This window comes from Bradyrhizobium sp. R2.2-H, from assembly GCF_004346455.1.
Lineage (GTDB): Bacteria > Pseudomonadota > Alphaproteobacteria > Rhizobiales > Xanthobacteraceae > Bradyrhizobium > Bradyrhizobium diversitatis.
In genome coordinates this window covers 148,268-166,303 of sequence record NZ_SMBR01000005.1, presented here as the reverse complement: position 1 = coordinate 166,303, position 18,036 = coordinate 148,268, and the positions used below count along the sequence as shown (strand labels likewise).

Below are 18,036 nucleotides of genomic sequence, written 5' to 3'. Positions count from 1 at the left end.
AGAAAAATTTCGGGCGCACCCCCTGGCGGGGCTGACCTTCAGGATCTCAGCGGGCCCCGCGCCGTCTCCGGCGCCAGCAGCGTTGCCAGGATCGTGACGATCGACAGTGCTATAATATAGACCGACACCGCCCAGTACGAGCCGGCCCATGCCAGCAGCCCGGCCGCGATCAGCGGCGAGAAGCCGCCGCTCAGCGCTGCCGCGACGTTGGCGCCGAGCGAAGCACCGCTGTAGCGCACCTGGGTGCGGAACAGCTCCGGCATGAACGCGGCCTTCGGCCCGAACAGCAGCGCATGGGTCAGCGTCATCGTGACGACCAGCGCGAGCGTGATCAGCGCCGGCTCCCTGCTGTCGAGAAACCAGAACAGCGGAAAGGCCAGCGCCACCGAGAAGACGCCGCCGGCGAGATACAGCGCCTTGCGTCCGAAGATGTCGGACAGCCAGCCGGCCAGCGGCAGCGTCGCGAACTCGACGATGGCGGCATAGACCACCGCATCCAGGATCACCTGCCGCGGCAGGCCGAGCCTAGTCGTGGCATAAACCACGGTGAAGACGGTGAGGAGATAAGCGAGCCCGACCTCCGACACCGTGATGCCGATCGCGAGCAGAAAGCTGCGCCAGTCGCGGCGCAGCACCTCGAGGGCCGGCTGCGCCAGCACCTCCTTGCGTTCGACGATCTCCTTGAAGTGAGGCGTCTCCGCGAGCTTGAGACGCACGATGAAGCCGACGCCGACGAGTAGAATGCTGATCAGGAACGGCACGCGCCAGCCCCAGCTGAGGAAGTCCGCCTCGGGCAGCTTCGTCATCAGAGCGAAGATGCCCGTGGAGGCGGCGACCCCGACGGGAAAGCCGATCTGCACCAGGCTGCCGTAGAAGCCGCGGCGATTGCCGGCGTGCTCGATCACCATCACCACCGCGCCGCTCCACTCGCCCCCGAGCCCGATGCCCTGAACGAAACGGAGGATCACGAGCAGGACCGGGGCCCAGAGGCCGATCTGGCTATAGGTCGGCAGGCAGCCGATCAGGAAGGTGCCGAGTCCCATCGCGATCATGGTCGCGACCAGCATGGTCTTGCGGCCGAGCCGGTCTCCGTAGTGCCCGATGATGGCGCCGCCGATCGGCCGCGCCACGAAGCCGACCGCATAGGTCGAGAACGCCGCCAGCGTGCCGACGAAGGGATCGAAGCTCGGAAAGAACAGCTTGTTGAAGACTAGCGCTGCCGCCGTGCCGTAGATCAGGAAATCGTACCACTCGATGGCGGTGCCGAGCGCGCTCGCCCACACCACATGCGCCGTCGTCGATTTCTCCGCGGAAGCGGAAATCCCCGTTGCTGTCGTCATGCCCTGCCCCAAAAGATTCCATGAGCATCATGAATAGTTGGGGTGAGGGTTGCAACCTGCCCGGGCACTTCATCGCTCTCGTGCCCCGGACGCTGCGCAGCGCCTCTTCGGCGGTGCGCCGCAGAGCCGGGGCCCATCTTCCTCAAGCCGTCCGTGCGGCATGGGTCCCGGCTCTGCGCAGCAGCGCAAGAGCGCTGCAGCGCGTCCGGGACACGAGAGGTTTGCATGCCGCAATAACGGAACTCGCCACGCCAATACTATTCGCCATTGACAAACTTATTCGCTATTATCTAATTTACCTCCACAACAAACCCGCCGCGCCAAGCGGCCAATAAGAGAGGAAACGACGATGAGAGGGCTCTTGGCCTGCACGATGCTCGCGGCCATGACTTCCGCGGCGATGACCACGGCCGCCACCGCGCAAATCTCGGACGACGCAGTGCGGATCGGCGTGCTGACGGATCTGTCGAGCTGGGGCCGCGACAACAGCGGGCCGGGCTCGGTGGAAGCCGCGAAGATGGCGGTGGAGGAGTTCGGGCCGACCGTGCTCGGCAAGCCGATCGAGGTCATCAGCGCCGACCATCAGATGAAGACCGACGTCGGCGTGCAGATCGTGCGCGGCTGGTTCGACAACGGCAAGGTCGACGCCGTGGTCGACATTCCCAATTCCGGCATCGCGATCGCCGTGCACAACATGGTGCGTGAGCGGGGCAAGATCGCCCTGCTGTCCGGTCCCGGCGCGAGCTCGCTGACCGACGAGCTGTGCAGCCCGAACACCGTGCACTTCACCTATGACACCTACGCGCTGTCGAAGGTGACGGCCTCCGCCGTCATCAAGGAAGGCGGCAAGTCCTGGTACTTCATCACCGCTGACTACGCCTTCGGCCAGCAGCTCGAGAAGGACGCAACCCGCTTCATCAACGAGATGGGCGGCAAGGTGCTCGGCGGCGTCAAGCATCCGACCAACACCGCCGACTTCTCCTCCTTCGCACTCCAGGCGCAGAGCTCGAAATCCGACGTGGTCGCCTTCGCCAATGCCGGCCAGGACACCGACAACGCCATCAAGCAGTCCGGCGAGTTCGGCCTCGTCCAAGGCGGCCAGAAGCTGGTCGGCCTCCTGATGTTCGACACCGACGTGCACGCCATCGGCCTGAAGGCCGCGCAGGGCACCTACATGACCACGGCTTCCTACTGGAACATGGACGAGGCCACGCGAGCCTGGTCGAAGAAGTTCTACGAGCGCACCAAGGTGATGCCGACCATGATCCAGACCGGCGTCTACGGGTCGGTGCTGCACTATCTGAAGGCCATCAAGGCTGCCGGCACCGACGAGTCCGCCAAGGTGATGGCCAAGATGCGCGAGCTGCCGATCGAGGATATCTTCGTTCACGGCGGCAAATTGCGCGAGGACGGCCGCGTCATCCGCGACATGTATCTCGCCAAGGTGAAGACGCCCGAGCAATCGAAGGAACCGTGGGACTATCTGGATATCGTCAAGACCGTGAAGGGCGAGGACGCCTTCCGCCCCGTCTCCGAATCCAAATGTCCGCTCCTGAAGAAATGAGGTGAGACATGACCGGCAACGAGCATGGCGCCATTGAGACTTACGAGTGCGATGTGCTCGTGGCCGGATCGGGCTGCTCCGGCATGTCGGCCGCGATCACCGCACGCTCCCGAGGCCTCGATGTGCTGATCGTCGAGAAGGAGCCGCGCTTCGGCGGCACCACCGCGCGCTCCGGCGGCTGGCTCTGGATTCCCGGGACGTCGCTGGCGAAGGCCTACGGCATCGAGGAGACGCCGGAACAGGCCCGCACATATTTGCGCCACGAGGCCGGCAACAATTACGACGCCGCGCGCGTCGATGCCTTCCTGAGCGCCGGCCCCGAAGCGGTCGATTTCTTCACGACCAGGACCGCGTTGCGCTTCGACATGCCGCTGGTGTTTCCGGACTATCACGCGGAGGCGCCCGGCGGCGCGCAGGGCGGCCGCTCCATGGTGACGCGGCCGTTCGACGGCCGTGAGCTCGGCGACCTCATCAAATCGCTCGGCATGCCGCTGCCCGAGCTGACCGTGTTCGGCATGATGCTTGGCTCCGGCAAGGAGATCATCCATTTCATGCGGGTGACGAAGTCGCTGACCTCCGCGGTCTACGTCGCCAAGCGCCTGTCGCGGCACCTGATGGACGTGCTGCGCTACGGCCGCGGCATGACGCTCACGAACGGCAACGCGCTGGCGGGACGCCTCGCCAAATCCGCGCTCGACCTCAAGATTCCGATGTGGCTGTCCTCGCCGGTGCGTGAGCTGACGGTCGAGAACGGCACTGTCACCGGCGCCATCGTGTCGCGCGAGGGACGTGAGGTGCGCGTTCGCGCTCGCCGGGGTGTCGTGCTCGCCTGCGGCGGCTTCCCGCATGACGTGGAGCGACGCAAGACAATGTTCCCGCACGCGCCGACCGGCCATGAGCACTATTCGCCGGGGCCGACCGGCAATACCGGGGATGGACTACGCCTTGCGGAGGCCGCCGGCGGCCATGTCGAGAATCGCTTGCCGAACGCGGCGGCCTGGGTGCCGGTGTCGCTGACCACGCGCAAGGACGGCTCGAAGGGCGTGATGCCGCATTTCATCGACCGCGCCAAGCCCGGCGTGATCGCGGTGATGGGCGACGGCAGGCGCTTTGCCAATGAAGGCAATTCCTATCACGACTTCGTCCAGGCCATGGTCAAGGCGGCCAGGCCCGGCGAGGAGATCGCCGCCTTCCTCGTCTGCGATCACAAGACGCTGCGCAAATACGGCCTTGGCTGCGTGCCGCCCTTCCCGATGCCGCTGGGCCATCACCTGAAGTCCGGCTATCTCATGCGCGGCGACACGCTGGAGGCGCTGGCGGCCAGGGCCGGGATCGATACCAAGGCCTTCGTCGAAACGGTCAGGCAGTTCAATGCGACCGCGCCACTCGGTCACGATGCCGCCTTCGGCAAGGGCTCGAAGGCCTATAACCGCTACCAGGGCGATGCACTGCACGGCCCGAACCCCTGCGTCGCGCCGATCGAGAACGGGCCGTTCTACGCCATCAAGATGGTGATCGGCGATCTCGGCACTTATGCCGGCGTCGTCACCGACGAGAACGCGCGAGCGCTCGACGCCGAGGGCCGCGTGATTCCCGGCCTCTATGCCGCCGGCAACGACATGGCGAGCATCATGGGCGGCAATTATCCAGGCGCCGGCATCACGCTTGGGCCGGCGCTGACCTTCGGTTACATTGCCGGACGGCATCTTGCCGACAGCGCCGCCAGGCGCGACGCAGCGTAGGCCACCCGCCAGGAGGCGCATGAAGAGAGAAAGCCGCGGCATCCAGTCGATCGAGGTCGGTGGAGAATTGCTCCGCGCGCTCGCAAGATGCGGCGAGCCGATGATGCTGCGCGATCTCGCCCGCGAAGCCGGCATGACGCCGGCGAAGGCGCATCCCTATCTCGCCAGCTTCTCCCGCATCGGCCTGATCGAGCAGGACGAAACCACCGGCCGCTACGAGATCGGCGCGCTGGCGCTCGAGCTCGGCCTGATCAGCCTGCGCCGGCTCTCGGGCGTGCGCATCGCGCGTCCCAGGATCGCGGCGCTCGCGAACCAGATCGGGCATGCCGTCTCGCTCGCCGTCTGGGGCACGCACGGTCCAACCGTGGTGCAGCTCGAAGAGCCGGCCCAGCCCGTCCACATCGTGATGCGGGCCGGTTCGGTGATGGCGCTGCTGGAGACCGCGACGGGCCGCGCCTTTGCGGCGTTCCTGCCGGAGAAGACGATCGCTGCCGCGCTCGAAAGCGGGCTCGATCGTCGCGGCGTCGGCTACAATCCGAAGCGCGCGGTGAAGGGCGCGAAGGTCGCCGAGATCCTCGCCGAGGTCCGCAAGCACGGCCTTGCCCGCGCCCTCGGCGATCCCCTGCCCGGCGTCAACGCATTCTCGGCGCCCGTGTTCGACCATTCCGGCCATGTCGCGCTGGTCATCACAGCGATGGGGCCGGAAGGCACGTTCGACGCGCGCTGGGACAGCCCGATCGCGCACGCACTGCGCGACTGCGCGGGGGGCATCTCGAAGCGGCTGGGCCACGGGATGACGGTTGCGGCGGAGTGAAGGGCGAGCTGCCCGCCTCACGACGACTGTCATTCCCCGCGAAAGCGGGGAATCCAGTACGCCGCGGCCCATCGATTCAACCCACGACCGCCTCGGAGTACTGGATCGCCCGCCTTCGCGGGCGATGACACCGAGTGTGGGGCGACAACGCCCTACTTCTCCTTCACCGGCACCGTGTAGTTCAGGACCAGCCGGCCGCCATCGGGATAGATCGTCTGGCCGGTGATGTAGGACGCATCGTCGCTGGCCAGGAACGCCACGACGGCCGCGACCTCGCTCGGCTCGCCGCCACGGCCGGCCGGCGTGCGTGACATCACGGTCTTGCGGGCGTCATCCGACGTATAGATCGACGACTTCACCATGTCGGTCAGGATCGTGCCGGGGCCAACCGCCACCACACGAATGTTGTGCGGAGCGAGCGCGACGGCCGCGACCGAGGTGAGCTGCTTCATGCCGCCCTTCGACATCGCGTAGGTCGCAAGCGCCGGGATCGCCAGCAGCGCATTCACCGAGGACATGTTGATGATGACCCCGCCACCGCCCTGCGCGATCATTTGCCTCGCCGCCGCCTGCACGCCGAAGAACGCGCCTTTCAGATTGATGCCGATGATCTCGTCGAATTCCTCTTCGGTAATGTCGAGGATGTCCCGGTTGCGGGCGACGCCGGCATTGTTGACCATGATGTCGAGCCGGCCGAACTCCTTCACCGCGGTCGCGACCAGCTGATCGACATCAGCACGCTTGGCGACGTTGCCGACGATGGTGCGCAGCGCATCCGGCCGTCCCAGCTCGGCGGCCGTGGCAGCCAAGCCCTCGGCATCGACGTCGGAGATGACGACCTTGACGCCGTCGTCCAAAAATCTCTTCGCGCAGGCCTTGCCGATGCCGCGCGCTGCGCCGGTGATGGCGGCGACCTTGCCGGATAATTTCATGGGTTCACTCCTGGACTAAAGCGCGATGAGATGACGACGAATCGTCATCGCGCTTTGGGTTATTGTTTGAGCATGATCTTTTCGGAAAACCGCTGCGCACTTTTCCGGATCATGCTTTAGTGACGATCTCGCGGACGCGTTCACGTAAAGACGCGCGGGCGCAGTCCGGCGTGAAACCAGGTGATCATGGAATAGATGTCGTAGACCGGCAGCCCGACTTCGGCCTGAAGCGCTGCGGCATAAGGCGGCATGTTGGTGCATTCGAGCACGATGGCACCGACATCCGGATTCCTGGCGACGAGCGCCTTGCCGGCCTCGACCACGTCGCGCTCCGCTTGCGCGACGTCCATGTCGTCCTTCTCGGCCTTGATCAGGACACGGAAGAACTCCTTGCCGTTCTCGGTGCCGACCAGCGGCGTGTCGAGCGGTACGCCGGCGCCTTCGAGATGGGCCGGCGTCAGGGTCGAGCCCGACACCGTGACGAGGCCGACGCGCTTGCCGGGCGGCAGGGTCGCCTGCACCCACGGCACCTGCATCAGCGAGGAGGTCGCCACGGGAACGCCGACGGCCGCCGCGATCTCTTTCTGGAACAGCGAGAGGAAGCCGCAATTGGTGGTGATGGCCTCGGCGCCTAACCGCACCAGATCCTTGGCCGCGTCGATGAAGTCGGGCAGCAGGCCGGCGGCGCCTTTCAGCACCACTTTCTCCGGCGAGGCGCCGCCCACCACACGATAGAGCACGGGGAACGGCCAGGTCGTGCCGTTGCCCATGTCGCCGGGAATCCGGGGGAAGCGCGCCTCCAGCATCAGGATGCCGAGCGGCGCGCCATAGATGGCCTTGCCACCACGGGCGATGCGGGAGGACGGGCTGGCTGAGACGGTCATGATGCGCTCTCAGAGGAAACGATCGGGCGCGAACGGCGCGAGTGGAATCTCAGGCTGCTTGCCGCTCACAAGCTGGGCGACAAGACGGCCGGTGCGGGCCGAACCGACCAGGCCGACATGGCCGTGGCCGAAGGCATAGACGATGTCGCGCGAGGCGCGCGCGTAGCCGATACAGGGACGCCCGTCCGGCATGCTCGGGCGATGGCCGAACCAGGTCTTGATGCGCGAGGCCGGGATGTCCTTCGGCAATTTCGGGAACATGCCGAGCAGATGGTTGCGCAGGATCTCGGCGCGTTTCCAGTTCGGCGCGGCCTCCAAGCCGGCGATCTCCACCGTGCCGGCGGCGCGTAGACCTTTGTTGGTCCAGTTCACCACCATCTTGGCGTCGGACGCCATCATCGAGCTGCGCGGGCCCGATTCCGGATTCTCGATCACGACGTGATAGCCGCGCTCGGTCTCCAGCGGCAGGGGATCGCCGACCGATGCCGTGAGCTGCCTGGATCGCGCGCCGGCGGCGATCACCGCGGCATCGCAGGCAATCTCGCCGGTCTCGGTAATGACGGCGACGAGCTTGTTGCCGGAGAGCTTGAGGCCGGTTGCCTTGGCCCTCACATGCTTCGCACCGCTGGCGAACGCGTGCTGGGCAAGGGCCGCAACGTAGGCGCCGGGATCGCGGCACCGTCCGGCCTCCTCCACCACCACGCCAAAGGTGTAGCGCGGATGCAGGTCCGGCTCGCGCTGCCGCATCTCGTCCGCGTTGAGCTCGAGCCATTGGACGCCGACCTTCCTGCGCAGGCGCCAGCCGAGGTCATTGTCGAAATTGCCGCGCGAGGGGAAGACGTGCATCACGCCGTTGCGCTCGATCAGTTCAGGCACGCCGGCCTCTTCCGCGAGCTTCCGGTGCAGCAACGGCGCGTCCTTCAGGAGGTCGCGTAGCGCAAACGCCGTCCTCTCGACGCGCGACTCAGTCCAGCCCGAGAGCAGGTACTTGATCAGCCAGGGCAGCGCCTTCGGCAGGTAAGACCAGCGGATCGCGAGCGGCCCGAGCGGATCCATCAGATAGCCCGGCACCTTCCTCCAGATGCCAGGCTCCGCTGGCGGGATCACCGAATGCGACGACAGCCAGCCGGCATTGCCGTAGCTCGCGGCCTGTTCGCCGCCGGGCTCGCCTGGATCGATCAGCGTGACGCGATGGCCCTCGCGGAGCGCCTCGATCGCGCTGATCACACCGATCGCGCCGGCACCGATGATGGCGACGTGGCGGCCGGCCAGCATCGCTTTAGGCCTTCACAGCGGGCGCGAAATCCTTGCCGACCGAGATCGCGCGCGGATCGATGATGCAGTGGAGGATCGACGGCTTGCCCGAGGCCAGCGCCCGCTCGAAGGCGGGAGCGAACTCTTCGGTGCGTTCGACGCGCTCGCCATGGCCGCCGAACGCCTTCGCATACATCGCGAAATCGGGATTCTTCAGCTGCGTGCCGACGACGCGGCCGGGATAGTCGCGCTCCTGGTGCATGCGGATGGTGCCGTATTGCGAATTGTCGATGACGATCACGATCAGCGGCGCGTCATACTGCACTGCCGTCGCGAATTCCTGGCCGTTCATCAGGAAGCAGCCGTCACCGGCGAAGGCGACGACGACGCGATCCGGACACTGCCGCTTGGCGAGCACGCCCGCCGGCACGCCATAGCCCATCGAGCCCGAGGTCGGCGCCAGCTGGGCGGCAAAGCTGTGGAAGCGGTGATGGCGATGGATCCAGCCGGCATAGTTGCCGGCGCCGTTGCAAACGATCGCGTCCTTCGGCAGGCGGTCGCGCAACCAGGTCATCACCTGGCCGTACTGGAACGAGCCCGGCAACTCGCGCGCCTTCCCGGTCCAGGCGAGATAATCGGCGTGCGCCTTGGCAGCCTCGCCCTTCCAGGCCACCGCGCTAGCCGGCTTCAGCGTCTCGACGGCGGCAGCGAATGCGGCCGGCGTCGCCTGGATCGCAAGCGCCGGCTGATAGACCCGGCCGAGCTCTTCGGAGCCCGGGTGCACATGGATCAGCTTCTGTTGCGGGGTCGGAATGTCGAGCAGCGTATAGGACGAGGACGGCATCTCCGACATGCGGCCGCCAATCAGCAGAATGACATCGGCACCCTCGATGCGCGCCTTCAGGCCCGGGCTCGGCCCGATGCCGAGATCGCCGGCATAGTGTGAATGATCGGCATCGATCAGCGAGGCCCTGCGGAATGAGGTCGCGACCGGCAGGTCGAACCGCTCGGCAAAGCGCGCAATGCTTCTGGTCGCCTCCTCGGTCCAGCGCGAGCCGCCGAGAATGACGAGCGGCGCCTTGGCGCTCGCAAGCATCGCACCGACGCGTTCGATATCGGCAGGTGCCGGCCAGCTCACGGCGGGCTCGATGCGCATGGCATCGGCAACGGCGGCGGTCTCGGTCAGCATGTTCTCCGGCAGCGCGATCACCACGGGACCAGGGCGGCCCTGCATGGCGACGCGGAAGGCGCGCGCCACCAGCTCCGGAATGCGATCAGGGCGATCGATCTCGACCGCCCATTTCGCCATGGAGCCGAACACCGCCTTGTAGTCGAGCTCCTGGAACGCCTCGCGATCGCGCATGCCGGTGTCGACCTGGCCGACGAACAGGATCATCGGCGTCGAATCCTGCATCGCGATGTGGACGCCGTGGCTGGCATTGGTCGCGCCGGGCCCGCGGGTGACGAAGCAGACGCCAGGCCGCCCGGTGAGCTTGCCATAGGCCTCCGCCATCATCGCCGCGCCGCCTTCGGCCCGGCAGATCATGACGTCGATCGGGCTGTCATGCAGTGCGTCGAGCGCCGCCAGATAGCTCTCGCCCGGCACGCAGGTGACGCGCTCGACGCCTTGGGCGACGAGCTGATCGATCAGGATCTGGCCCCCGGTGCGGGTGTTGCGAATGGTCATGTCGGCTCCCTCGAGACTTCGGCGATGCCCCTCACCGCCTCGCAAAATTACGTTCGGACGTGGCGTAGGACAGGCCGACAGGACGCGCAAGATCGAAAGGCTTTTCGCAGCCTGCGCAGGCGGCATGCCCGTCCCTGCCGTTTGCACGACCGCCCGTATCGCGGCCACGCAGAACCAGATCCGTGAGCAGATACCGATGGGCTTGGAGCTCGCGGCTTCAGCGAGGAGCGCGGCGTGCCTTTCTTACCCGGTGCCGGCCTAACTCCGCTCCGGCCGAATCCAGCCGGTTGCAATCGCGCTCGCCCAGGTGAGCAGGCCCTTGCTGCGCGCCAGTGCGGCCATGGCCGCACTATCGTAGGGCACGTAGCGGATCGTCGCGGTCCAGGCTCGTCCGGCATGCTCCAGCAGGGCGTAGCAGGCGTGGGGCGTGCCGACCTCAACCACGTAGGGCACAGGAAACTTCCCGTCGTAGCCGGGCAGCCCGACGCTGCCGGGATTTACGACCAGTCGCCCATCCCTCAGACGAACGACCCTCGGAATGTGAGTGTGCCCGCACAGGATGACTTCGGCCGTGATCCCCTCGGCCTCGGACTCGATCGCCTCGATCGGACTGGCGCGCACGCTGCCGTCCTCGGCTATCTGATCGAGCCAAAAGGCGGCATCGTTCCTGGGTGACGCATGGCACAGGAACACCCGGTCTCTGTACATCAGCGTGGGTGGCATGCTTGCCATCCAGTCGAAATGCTTGCGCGCGAGTTGCTGGAAATCGCCGCGCGCCGAAGTGCCCGCCTGCCGGAGCTCCAGGAGGATTCGATCCTGATCGCCCCGCACCGACGGAAAGCCGCGCTCGATGAGCAGGTCTGCAGTTCTTGCGGCCTCGAGCGGCCCGCTGACGTGGTCTCCAAGATTTACGACGTCGTCGATACCGAGCGCGGCAATGTCCGCAAGGACGGCGTCCAGCGCCGGACGATTCCCGTGCACATCCGCGATCGCAGCAAATTTCATGTGACCCTCCCAGTCGAGATGGCCGACGATTCACGCAATGCGGGACGATGCAGGGATAGCGGTTCTCTTTAGCTGCATTTGTAGAAGCGCCCGCAAGCTGAGGATCAAATCGGCGCTGGGGAACAATGACACGACGAAGGTGCCGCAATCAAGGGACGGCTACCGGGCTTCGGCGTCTTCGTTTACGATCCGGCCGAGCCAACTCGTCCGGAGCACTGGAATGCAAACCATCGGCCTGATCGGCGGCATGAGCTGGGAGAGCACCGCGCTCTACTACAAGCTGATCAACGAGCGGGTCCGCGACCGCATGGGCAAGCTGCATTCGGCACCATTGTTGATGTATTCCTACGATTTCGAGGAGATCAAACAGATGCAGTATGCCGGCCGCTGGCAGGAGGCGGCGGCCAGCCTGGCGGAGGTCGCACGGCGGCTCGAAAGCGCCGGGGCGCGTGCGATCGTGCTCTGCACGAACACGATGCATAAACTGGCGCCCGAGATCACGGCCAGCGTGACCGTTCCGTTCATCGACATCGGCGACGCGACGGCGCAGCGGATTCGGGCCAAGGGATACCGGCGAGTCGGGCTGCTCGGCACCAAGTTCACGATGGAGCAGGATTTCTACATCGACCGGCTGCGCGCGCATGATCTCGATGTGCTGATTCCTGCGGCCGACGAGCGCGCCGACGTGAACCGCATCATCTACGACGAGCTGTGCCTCGGGAACGTCGCCGCTCCCTCGCGCCGTCGCTATCAGGAGGTGATGGCGGCCCTCGTCGCCCGCGGCGCCGAGTGCATGATCCTCGGCTGCACCGAGATCACGATGCTGGTCGGCCAGGACGATACCTCGGTCGAGACGTTCGACACGACGGCCATTCACGCGGAGACCGCAGCCGATTTTGCGATCGGATGATGCCTCTTCGCCCGCCTTCCCCCGCGTGAACCGCCCATAGAGCGGGCGCGAACTCGAATGCTGCACTGCGGCCAAAATCGACGGAAGTCGCGCTTGATTTTTGCCTGTCCTTGCCCCACCCCGGAGGCATGGCAAACGACAGCAAGGTCATCGCCGCCAACGCGGCCTTCTACGCCGCCTTTTCGACCGGCGATTTCGACGAAATGCAGCGGATGTGGGCGGATGACGACGCCATCTCCTGCATCCATCCCGGCTGGCCGGCCATCATCGGGCGCGCCACCGTGATCGGAAGCTGGCGCGACATCCTGCAAAACCCGGAGCGGCCGCAAATCGTCTGCGCCGAGCCGCAGGTGATCGTCGATGGCGACAGCGCGCGGGTGCTCTGCATCGAGATCGTCGACGGCACCGCCTTGGCTGCCGCGAACCATTTTCGCCGCGTCGGCGACGACTGGCGCCTCGTGCACCATCAGTCCAGCCCGATCGCGCAGATTGTCGAACAGGCCGAGGACGATAGAGCGAGTCACCGCGTCCACTGACCGCAGCGATCACGTAGGCGTGATCTACTGTGCATGGGGTTGTTCCTCAGTTTTTGTGGCGGCACCGAGTTCCGACAGGTCGTCCAGCACGACCCGCGCCGCGGTGAAGTCATCGTCCCCAAAGAACATGCTGCGCGTGATCAGAACCGGGATGCCGGCACGCGAGGCCGCAATCAGGCCGTTGGCGGAATCCTCGATCGCGACGCAGTCCGGCGCGCCGAGCTTCAGCCGTGCCAGGATATCGAGATAGACGTCCGGCGCGGGCTTCTTGTGCCGCACGTCATCGCCGGCGACGATCGCCTCGAAATCCGCGGCCCAGCGCTTGCCCAGCGCCTGCGAGAGCAGCGCATCGATATTGCCGTGCGAGGTGGTGGTCGCGATGGCAAGCCGCTGGCCGCGCGCACGGGCCGCAGCGAGCAGATCCCGCACGCCCGGTCGCAAGGGACAGCAGCCAGTTTCGATCAGCTCGGCATAGTGCGCGGCCTTGACGCGATGCAGCTCTGCGATGTCCATGTCCGACAATGGCGGAGCGGCCCCCAGCCTCGTGTGGTAGGCGCGCATGCGCTCCTTGCCGCCCGTGACCCGCAACAGCTCCTTGTAGACGGCACGGTCCCAACGCCAGTCGAGACCGCGGCGGGCGAAGGCGAAGTTGAAGGCCTGCCGATGCAGCTCCTCGGTCTCGGCGAGGGTGCCGTCGACGTCGAAGATCAGCGCAGCCGCGCGCCGGATCAGCTCGTTGGCATTGCATCGCACTGCCGCGGGCGCTTCCACCTGCATGATCGACCCGGTCGCCAACGACGCCTCCCTCCCGAGCTGCCTGTGACGAGCGAGCATCGCCCGAAGCGGCAGGCGCGACAAATCGCAATATCTTTTGCCGGACCCAAAAATCTCTTATGAGCGGAAGGCGCCACGGCGCGAGCGGGAACTCCGACCTGCACAGGAGACGCATGCGGCTCTTCATCCTCGGCCTCGGCTACAGTGCCCGGCACTTCGTTCGCCAATACGGCGGCAGCTTCTCGCATGTCGCCGGCACCGTGCGCGACCCCGCGCAACGGAACGATTTCGGCCGCATTGAGGTGCATCCGTTTTCCGGCAGCCGTCCGTCGCAAGAGACGGTTCAGCAAGTTCGCGACGCCGATGTCCTCCTGGTGTCGATCCCACCCGGCAACGCCGACGATCCCGCGATCAAGGCGTTCGGCGACGTGCTGCAGGAAGGCCGCCGCAAGGTCGTCTATCTCTCCACCATCGGCGTGTACGGCGATCACGGCGGCGCGTGGGTCGACGAGGGCACGCCGCCGCAGGCCGTCCTCGACCGCACGCGCATGCGGGTTGCCGCGGAGCAGGCCTGGACGGACGCGGCGCGCGGCGATGCGGCGATCCTGCGGCTCGCGGGCATCTACGGTCCCGGTCGCAACGCCCTCGTGACGCTGCACGCGGGAACGGCGAGGCGCATCATCAAGCCGGGACAGGTGTTCAACCGCATCCACGTCGACGACATCGCCAGCGCGATCATGGCCGCCATTCGTTACCCGAACGGCGGCACCTGGAACGTCTGCGATGACGAGCCCGCGCCGCCGCAGGACGTGATCGCCTATGCGGCGGAGCTGATGGGCGTGGCGCCGCCGCCAGAAGAAGCGTTCGCGACCGCCGAGATGTCGGCAATGGCCCGCAGCTTCTATGCCAGCAGCGCCCGTGTCTCCAACGTGAAACTGAAGCGCGAGCTCGGCGTCTCGCTGGCCTACGCCACCTATCGGCACGGCCTCGACGCGCTGCGGCGGGCAGGCGAAGGACGATAGGGTTCCTGCACTCCCGTGCCTCCCAGACATGCCTTGCCCGCGCTTGACTTCATCCCGGTGCGGTCGTGATCTAGCCATCGAACGAGCCACCCCACAACGAGCTCGCCTCCTGGGAGAATGCAATGAACAAGACGATCGCCATGATCGCTGCGACTGCCGTCATCGCGCTCGGCGCGGCACGCGCCGCGCCGCTGCCCGAAGCCAATCCCGACGACGTCGGTTTTTCGAAACAAGGCCTTGCGCGCCTCGATAGCTTCTTCGCGCGCGAGATCGCGGCCAAGCGCGTACCCGGCGCAGTGGTCGCCATCGCGCGCGACGGCAAGCTCGTCCACTACAGGGCCTATGGCATGCTCGATCCCGCCAAGAGCACGCCGATGCCGAACGATGCGATCTTTGCGCTGGCCTCGATGACCAAGCCGATGGCCGCGGTCGCCGGCCTGACGCTGATGGAGCAGGGACGGCTGCCGCTCCAGGCCAAGCTGTCCGACTACTATCCGGGCTTCGCCGACATGAAGGTCGGCGTTCCCCAGGCCGACGGTTCGCTCAAGCTCGAGCCGCAGGCCTCGCCGATCTTCATCCACGATCTCTACCGGCATACGTCGGGATTGATGTATGGCGGCCGCCCGGATTCATCGAGCCCGGTGGCGCGGCAATATCCCGACGGCGTCGCGCCGGCGATCGAGGGCGACACCCAGGCCTTCATCGACCGCATCACCAAGCTGCCATTGGCGCATCAACCCTCGACCGAGTTCGAGTATGGTTTCTCGATCGACGTGCTCGGCGCGGTCGTCGAGAAGGTGAGCGAGCAGAAGCTCGGCGACTATCTCGCCGCCAACGTCTGGCAGCCGCTCGGCATGAAGGATGCGACCTTCCACCCGACCGACGCCCAGCGCCCTCGCCTTGCCCGCCCGTTCACGAACGATCCGCTCACCGGCAAGCAGCAGGCCATCAAGCTCCTGGATACCCCGACCAAGTTCGATTGTGGCGGCGCATGCTCGTTCGCGACGGTCGGCGACTACATCCGCTTCGGACAGATGCTGCTCAACGGCGGTGAGCTGGACGGCCAGCGCATCCTCGGTCCGAAGACCGTGCATCACATGACGTCCAATCACCTCGGCCCCGAGATCAAAAACAAGGTGGCCAATGTCGAACCGCATCGCGGCGGCTTCGGCTTCGGCCTTTCGGTTGCGGTCCGGACCAGCGAAGGATTGTCTTCAGTCCCCGGCAATCCCGGCGAGTTCACCTGGAATGGTGCCTACGGAACGCAGTTCTTCTGCGATCCCAAGGAGCGTCTCGTCGTGGTGGTGGGGACGGCCGCCCCTGGTGAGCTCAGGAAATATTACCGCGAACAGGTCCAGGACATCGTCTACGGCGCGATGGTGAAGTGAGGTCGCTGCGTGCAAATCAAAGGGCGGCCGATCGGGCCGCCCTTCGAAACCATGCATCAACTCAACACGCCGTACTTCTTGAACCATGCCTGCGCCTGCTTCCAGGCGTCTTCTGCGGCGTCCTTGCGGTAGCTCCCGCGATAGTCGGCATGGAAGCCGTGCGGCGCTTCGGGATAGATCTTGAATTCGGCCGTCTTCTTGTTCTGCTCGAGCGCTGCCTTCATCTGCTCGACCTGGGCGACGGGAATGCCGGTATCAGCGCCGCCGTAAAGGCCGAGCACCGGCGCCTTCATCTCGGGCGCGAGCTGCATCGGGCTCTTCGGCCACGCCGGATTGGCAGGATCGACCAGCGTGCCGTAGAAGGCGACGCCCGCCTTGAGAGCGCCGCTATGGGCGGCGTACTCCCAGACCGTGCGGCCGCCCCGGCAGAAGCCGATGATGCCGAGCCTGGTGACGTCGCCGCCTTGCGACCCAGCCCACGCCACCGTCGCATCGAGATCCGACATCAGTTCGGCGTCCGGCTTGGCATTCACCACAGCCAGCAGATCCTTGATCTCCGAGACCTTGGTCAGGTCGACGCCCTTGCGGAAATAATAGTCGGGCGCGACCGCGAACGCGCCGAGCTTGGCCAGGCGCCGCGTCACGTCCTTGATGTATTCGTGCAGGCCGAAAATCTCCATCGCCACGACGATCACCGGCGCCCTGGTATTGCCGGCCGGGCGGGCGAAATAGGCGGGCATCTCCTCGGAGCCGACCTTGATCTTGGCATCACCGGCCTCAAGACCGTTGGTATCGGTCGTGACCACCTCGGCGCGCACAGGCCCGGCCGCAAGCGTATAGCCCGCCGCCACGGCCGCGGTGGCGCTCATGAATCCGCGACGTGAGACGGGGGCGCTCTTGGTCAGCCCGACGACGTCGGATGTCATGGTGGTTTCGAAGCTCATCGGTCCATTCCTTCCTGCTGCCTGCTACCCCTGGGGCGACGCATTCGCCAATAGTTACCGGCGAAACGCAAATCACCAGCCTGCGAGCACGAATCGTCGAATTCCAGGATATTGCCGGCCATAGCAATGAAGGCGCCACGTTTTTGTCGTTGAACCGCGCGGCTTGTCCAATGCCCAACGACACCCTGACATTCCCTGGATCGCGCGTGTGCCGGACTTAACCGTCTAGCTGCATTGCATCGCAACATCCATTAACCGAAAAAGTCGGTTCTTTCCCGGCCTTCCACGCCGCCAGAGGTTGCGAAGAATGCCCCTGTTCGCACACTCGACATGATCAGCCGCAACAAATGGCCATTGGAGCGGCGGCAACGACACATCATGTTGCTCGCGCATCGTACAACATCGCCAATTACCGGGCGAACCGTCGTCATTTGATTGAAATTTTCTGAGGATCCGAGCTGCGCGATTTACTCGAACTTACTTTGTGACGCCCTAGTTCCACGGCCGGAAGTTCCATCTCCGAAACGGAAAGGCTTCTTCCCCCAGCAATCCGCCGCCCGCCAAGGACGAAGGAGCGCCCGCGGGATTCATTCTCGTCCACTCAGATTGCGCTACCCAAAGCTCAATTGAATGGACGCTTATACGACCTGGAACTGAAATGAATTTGGCTCGCGAATCGATTGAACTGTTGGAGCAGGCCGCGCGAATCCTGTGGTTCGAAGGCACCAAGCACGGCTTGCGCGACCGCGAATGGATGGCGCTGCGCTTTCTCTCCCGGGCCAACCGGTTTTCCCGAACGCCATCGGCGCTGGCGAGCTACGTCGGCACCACGCGGGGCACCGCCTCGTTCATCATCGGCGAGCTCGAGCGGCTCGGCTACCTCGAACGAAAACGTTCGGCCACGGACAAGCGGTCGGTGATGTTGAGCGTGACCCAGCAGGGCAAGAAGTTCCTGGTGCGCGACCCCGTCAACGTTCTCATCGAGGCGATTGCCGTTCTCGACGACGACGTCAAGATCCGCTTCCGCGACACGTTCCGGCACGTGCTGGATCAGTCCGACGCAGCCGAGCAGCGGCATCACACCGACGTTTGCAGGCGATGCATCTTCCTGCGGGAAGATCGCACCACCACGGACGGCAAGACGACGGTCGAGTTCAGCTGCCGCCTGTTTCGTGCACCGATCGCGGAGACGGAGGTCGATCTGCTATGCACCAGCTTCGAGCATCACCGTCAATAGAAG

16 protein-coding genes are annotated in these 18,036 nt (G+C 65.6%); 8 read left to right on the top strand and 8 right to left on the bottom strand.

Annotated features, from left to right (window positions below; genetic code table 11):
• Window positions 1-38: 38 nt before the first annotated feature.
• Window positions 39-1,340, bottom strand: coding sequence for an MFS transporter (locus EDE08_RS14895; RefSeq protein WP_131869569.1), 1,302 nt, complete (start codon window positions 1,338-1,340; stop codon window positions 39-41).
• Window positions 1,341-1,689: 349 nt separating this feature from the next.
• Here EDE08_RS14895 and EDE08_RS14885 point away from each other — a divergent pair, with 349 nt between their 5' ends.
• Genes EDE08_RS14885 through EDE08_RS14875 form a run of 3 tightly spaced genes read left to right on the top strand, consistent with a single transcriptional unit; the run spans window position 1,690 to window position 5,460 of the window.
• Window positions 1,690-2,904, top strand: a complete 1,215-nt coding sequence (locus tag EDE08_RS14885) for an ABC transporter substrate-binding protein (RefSeq protein WP_131869568.1) — start codon at window positions 1,690-1,692, stop codon at window positions 2,902-2,904.
• 8 nt (window positions 2,905-2,912) lie between these two features.
• Window positions 2,913-4,646, top strand: coding sequence for an FAD-dependent oxidoreductase (locus tag EDE08_RS14880; protein ID WP_131869567.1), 1,734 nt, complete (start codon window positions 2,913-2,915; stop codon window positions 4,644-4,646).
• Window positions 4,647-4,665: 19 nt separating this feature from the next.
• Window positions 4,666-5,460: an IclR family transcriptional regulator gene (locus EDE08_RS14875; protein WP_131869566.1), complete on the top strand. Its 795-nt coding sequence runs from the start codon at window positions 4,666-4,668 to the stop codon at window positions 5,458-5,460.
• A gap of 152 nt (window positions 5,461-5,612) precedes the next feature.
• On the opposite strand, the gene EDE08_RS14870 is transcribed toward EDE08_RS14875, so the two are convergent.
• From EDE08_RS14870 to EDE08_RS14850, 5 genes are all read right to left on the bottom strand, one after another.
• Window positions 5,613-6,392, bottom strand: a complete 780-nt coding sequence (locus EDE08_RS14870) for an SDR family NAD(P)-dependent oxidoreductase (protein ID WP_131869565.1) — start codon at window positions 6,390-6,392, stop codon at window positions 5,613-5,615.
• A 140-nt stretch (window positions 6,393-6,532) separates the two neighbouring features.
• A complete protein-coding gene (locus tag EDE08_RS14865; protein WP_131869564.1) occupies window positions 6,533-7,276 on the bottom strand; it encodes an aspartate/glutamate racemase family protein in 744 nt (247 codons plus the stop codon).
• 9 nt (window positions 7,277-7,285) lie between these two features.
• Window positions 7,286-8,551 (bottom strand): NAD(P)/FAD-dependent oxidoreductase, encoded by a 1,266-nt coding sequence (locus tag EDE08_RS14860; protein ID WP_131869563.1) that lies wholly within the window; start codon window positions 8,549-8,551, stop codon window positions 7,286-7,288.
• 4 nt (window positions 8,552-8,555) lie between these two features.
• On the bottom strand, window positions 8,556-10,217 hold the full coding sequence (locus EDE08_RS14855; protein ID WP_131869562.1) for a thiamine pyrophosphate-binding protein: 1,662 nt from the start codon (window positions 10,215-10,217) through the stop codon (window positions 8,556-8,558).
• A gap of 258 nt (window positions 10,218-10,475) precedes the next feature.
• On the bottom strand, window positions 10,476-11,222 hold the full coding sequence (locus EDE08_RS14850; protein ID WP_131869561.1) for a metallophosphoesterase family protein: 747 nt from the start codon (window positions 11,220-11,222) through the stop codon (window positions 10,476-10,478).
• Between the two features lie 220 nt (window positions 11,223-11,442).
• Between EDE08_RS14850 and EDE08_RS14845 the strand changes: the two genes are divergently transcribed.
• A complete protein-coding gene (locus EDE08_RS14845) occupies window positions 11,443-12,132 on the top strand; it encodes an aspartate/glutamate racemase family protein (RefSeq protein ID WP_131869560.1) in 690 nt (229 codons plus the stop codon).
• A 128-nt stretch (window positions 12,133-12,260) separates the two neighbouring features.
• Window positions 12,261-12,668 carry a nuclear transport factor 2 family protein gene (locus EDE08_RS14840; protein ID WP_131869559.1) on the top strand — a complete coding sequence of 136 codons (408 nt, stop codon included), beginning with the start codon at window positions 12,261-12,263 and terminating at the stop codon, window positions 12,666-12,668.
• A 24-nt stretch (window positions 12,669-12,692) separates the two neighbouring features.
• Here the strand turns inward: EDE08_RS14840 and EDE08_RS14835 are convergent, their stop codons facing one another.
• The gene (locus tag EDE08_RS14835; RefSeq protein WP_131869880.1) at window positions 12,693-13,445 is read right to left on the bottom strand and encodes an HAD family hydrolase; all 753 of its coding nucleotides are present in this window, start codon (window positions 13,443-13,445) and stop codon (window positions 12,693-12,695) included.
• Window positions 13,446-13,615: 170 nt separating this feature from the next.
• Between EDE08_RS14835 and EDE08_RS14830 the strand changes: the two genes are divergently transcribed.
• Together EDE08_RS14830 and EDE08_RS14825 are read left to right on the top strand one after the other, a co-directional pair.
• The gene (locus tag EDE08_RS14830) at window positions 13,616-14,464 is read left to right on the top strand and encodes an SDR family oxidoreductase (RefSeq protein WP_131869558.1); all 849 of its coding nucleotides are present in this window, start codon (window positions 13,616-13,618) and stop codon (window positions 14,462-14,464) included.
• Window positions 14,465-14,586: 122 nt separating this feature from the next.
• The gene (locus EDE08_RS14825) at window positions 14,587-15,852 is read left to right on the top strand and encodes a serine hydrolase domain-containing protein (RefSeq protein WP_131869557.1); all 1,266 of its coding nucleotides are present in this window, start codon (window positions 14,587-14,589) and stop codon (window positions 15,850-15,852) included.
• A gap of 56 nt (window positions 15,853-15,908) precedes the next feature.
• Here EDE08_RS14825 and EDE08_RS14820 read toward each other — a convergent pair whose 3' ends face one another.
• Complete coding sequence (locus EDE08_RS14820) at window positions 15,909-16,796, bottom strand: dienelactone hydrolase family protein (RefSeq protein WP_131869556.1); 888 nt, start codon at window positions 16,794-16,796, stop codon at window positions 15,909-15,911.
• A gap of 658 nt (window positions 16,797-17,454) precedes the next feature.
• Between EDE08_RS14820 and EDE08_RS14815 the strand changes: the two genes are divergently transcribed.
• The gene (locus EDE08_RS14815) at window positions 17,455-18,033 is read left to right on the top strand and encodes a MarR family winged helix-turn-helix transcriptional regulator (RefSeq protein WP_061877114.1); all 579 of its coding nucleotides are present in this window, start codon (window positions 17,455-17,457) and stop codon (window positions 18,031-18,033) included.
• Window positions 18,034-18,036 lie beyond the last annotated feature (3 nt).

Bases quoted from the DNA above. Each gene is read 5' to 3' on its own strand.
- EDE08_RS14895 (WP_131869569.1), bottom strand. From the start codon at position 1,340: ATGACGACAGCAACGGGGATTTCCGCTTCCGCGGAGAAATCGACGACG.
- EDE08_RS14885 (WP_131869568.1), top strand. From the start codon at position 1,690: ATGAGAGGGCTCTTGGCCTGCACGATGCTCGCGGCCATGACTTCCGCG.
- EDE08_RS14880 (WP_131869567.1), top strand. From the start codon at position 2,913: ATGACCGGCAACGAGCATGGCGCCATTGAGACTTACGAGTGCGATGTG.
- EDE08_RS14875 (WP_131869566.1), top strand. From the start codon at position 4,666: ATGAAGAGAGAAAGCCGCGGCATCCAGTCGATCGAGGTCGGTGGAGAA.
- EDE08_RS14870 (WP_131869565.1), bottom strand. From the start codon at position 6,392: ATGAAATTATCCGGCAAGGTCGCCGCCATCACCGGCGCAGCGCGCGGC.
- EDE08_RS14865 (WP_131869564.1), bottom strand. From the start codon at position 7,276: ATGACCGTCTCAGCCAGCCCGTCCTCCCGCATCGCCCGTGGTGGCAAG.
- EDE08_RS14860 (WP_131869563.1), bottom strand. From the start codon at position 8,551: ATGCTGGCCGGCCGCCACGTCGCCATCATCGGTGCCGGCGCGATCGGT.
- EDE08_RS14855 (WP_131869562.1), bottom strand. From the start codon at position 10,217: ATGACCATTCGCAACACCCGCACCGGGGGCCAGATCCTGATCGATCAG.
- EDE08_RS14850 (WP_131869561.1), bottom strand. From the start codon at position 11,222: ATGAAATTTGCTGCGATCGCGGATGTGCACGGGAATCGTCCGGCGCTG.
- EDE08_RS14845 (WP_131869560.1), top strand. From the start codon at position 11,443: ATGCAAACCATCGGCCTGATCGGCGGCATGAGCTGGGAGAGCACCGCG.
- EDE08_RS14840 (WP_131869559.1), top strand. From the start codon at position 12,261: ATGGCAAACGACAGCAAGGTCATCGCCGCCAACGCGGCCTTCTACGCC.
- EDE08_RS14835 (WP_131869880.1), bottom strand. From the start codon at position 13,445: ATGCAGGTGGAAGCGCCCGCGGCAGTGCGATGCAATGCCAACGAGCTG.
- EDE08_RS14830 (WP_131869558.1), top strand. From the start codon at position 13,616: ATGCGGCTCTTCATCCTCGGCCTCGGCTACAGTGCCCGGCACTTCGTT.
- EDE08_RS14825 (WP_131869557.1), top strand. From the start codon at position 14,587: ATGAACAAGACGATCGCCATGATCGCTGCGACTGCCGTCATCGCGCTC.
- EDE08_RS14820 (WP_131869556.1), bottom strand. From the start codon at position 16,796: ATGAGCTTCGAAACCACCATGACATCCGACGTCGTCGGGCTGACCAAG.
- EDE08_RS14815 (WP_061877114.1), top strand. From the start codon at position 17,455: ATGAATTTGGCTCGCGAATCGATTGAACTGTTGGAGCAGGCCGCGCGA.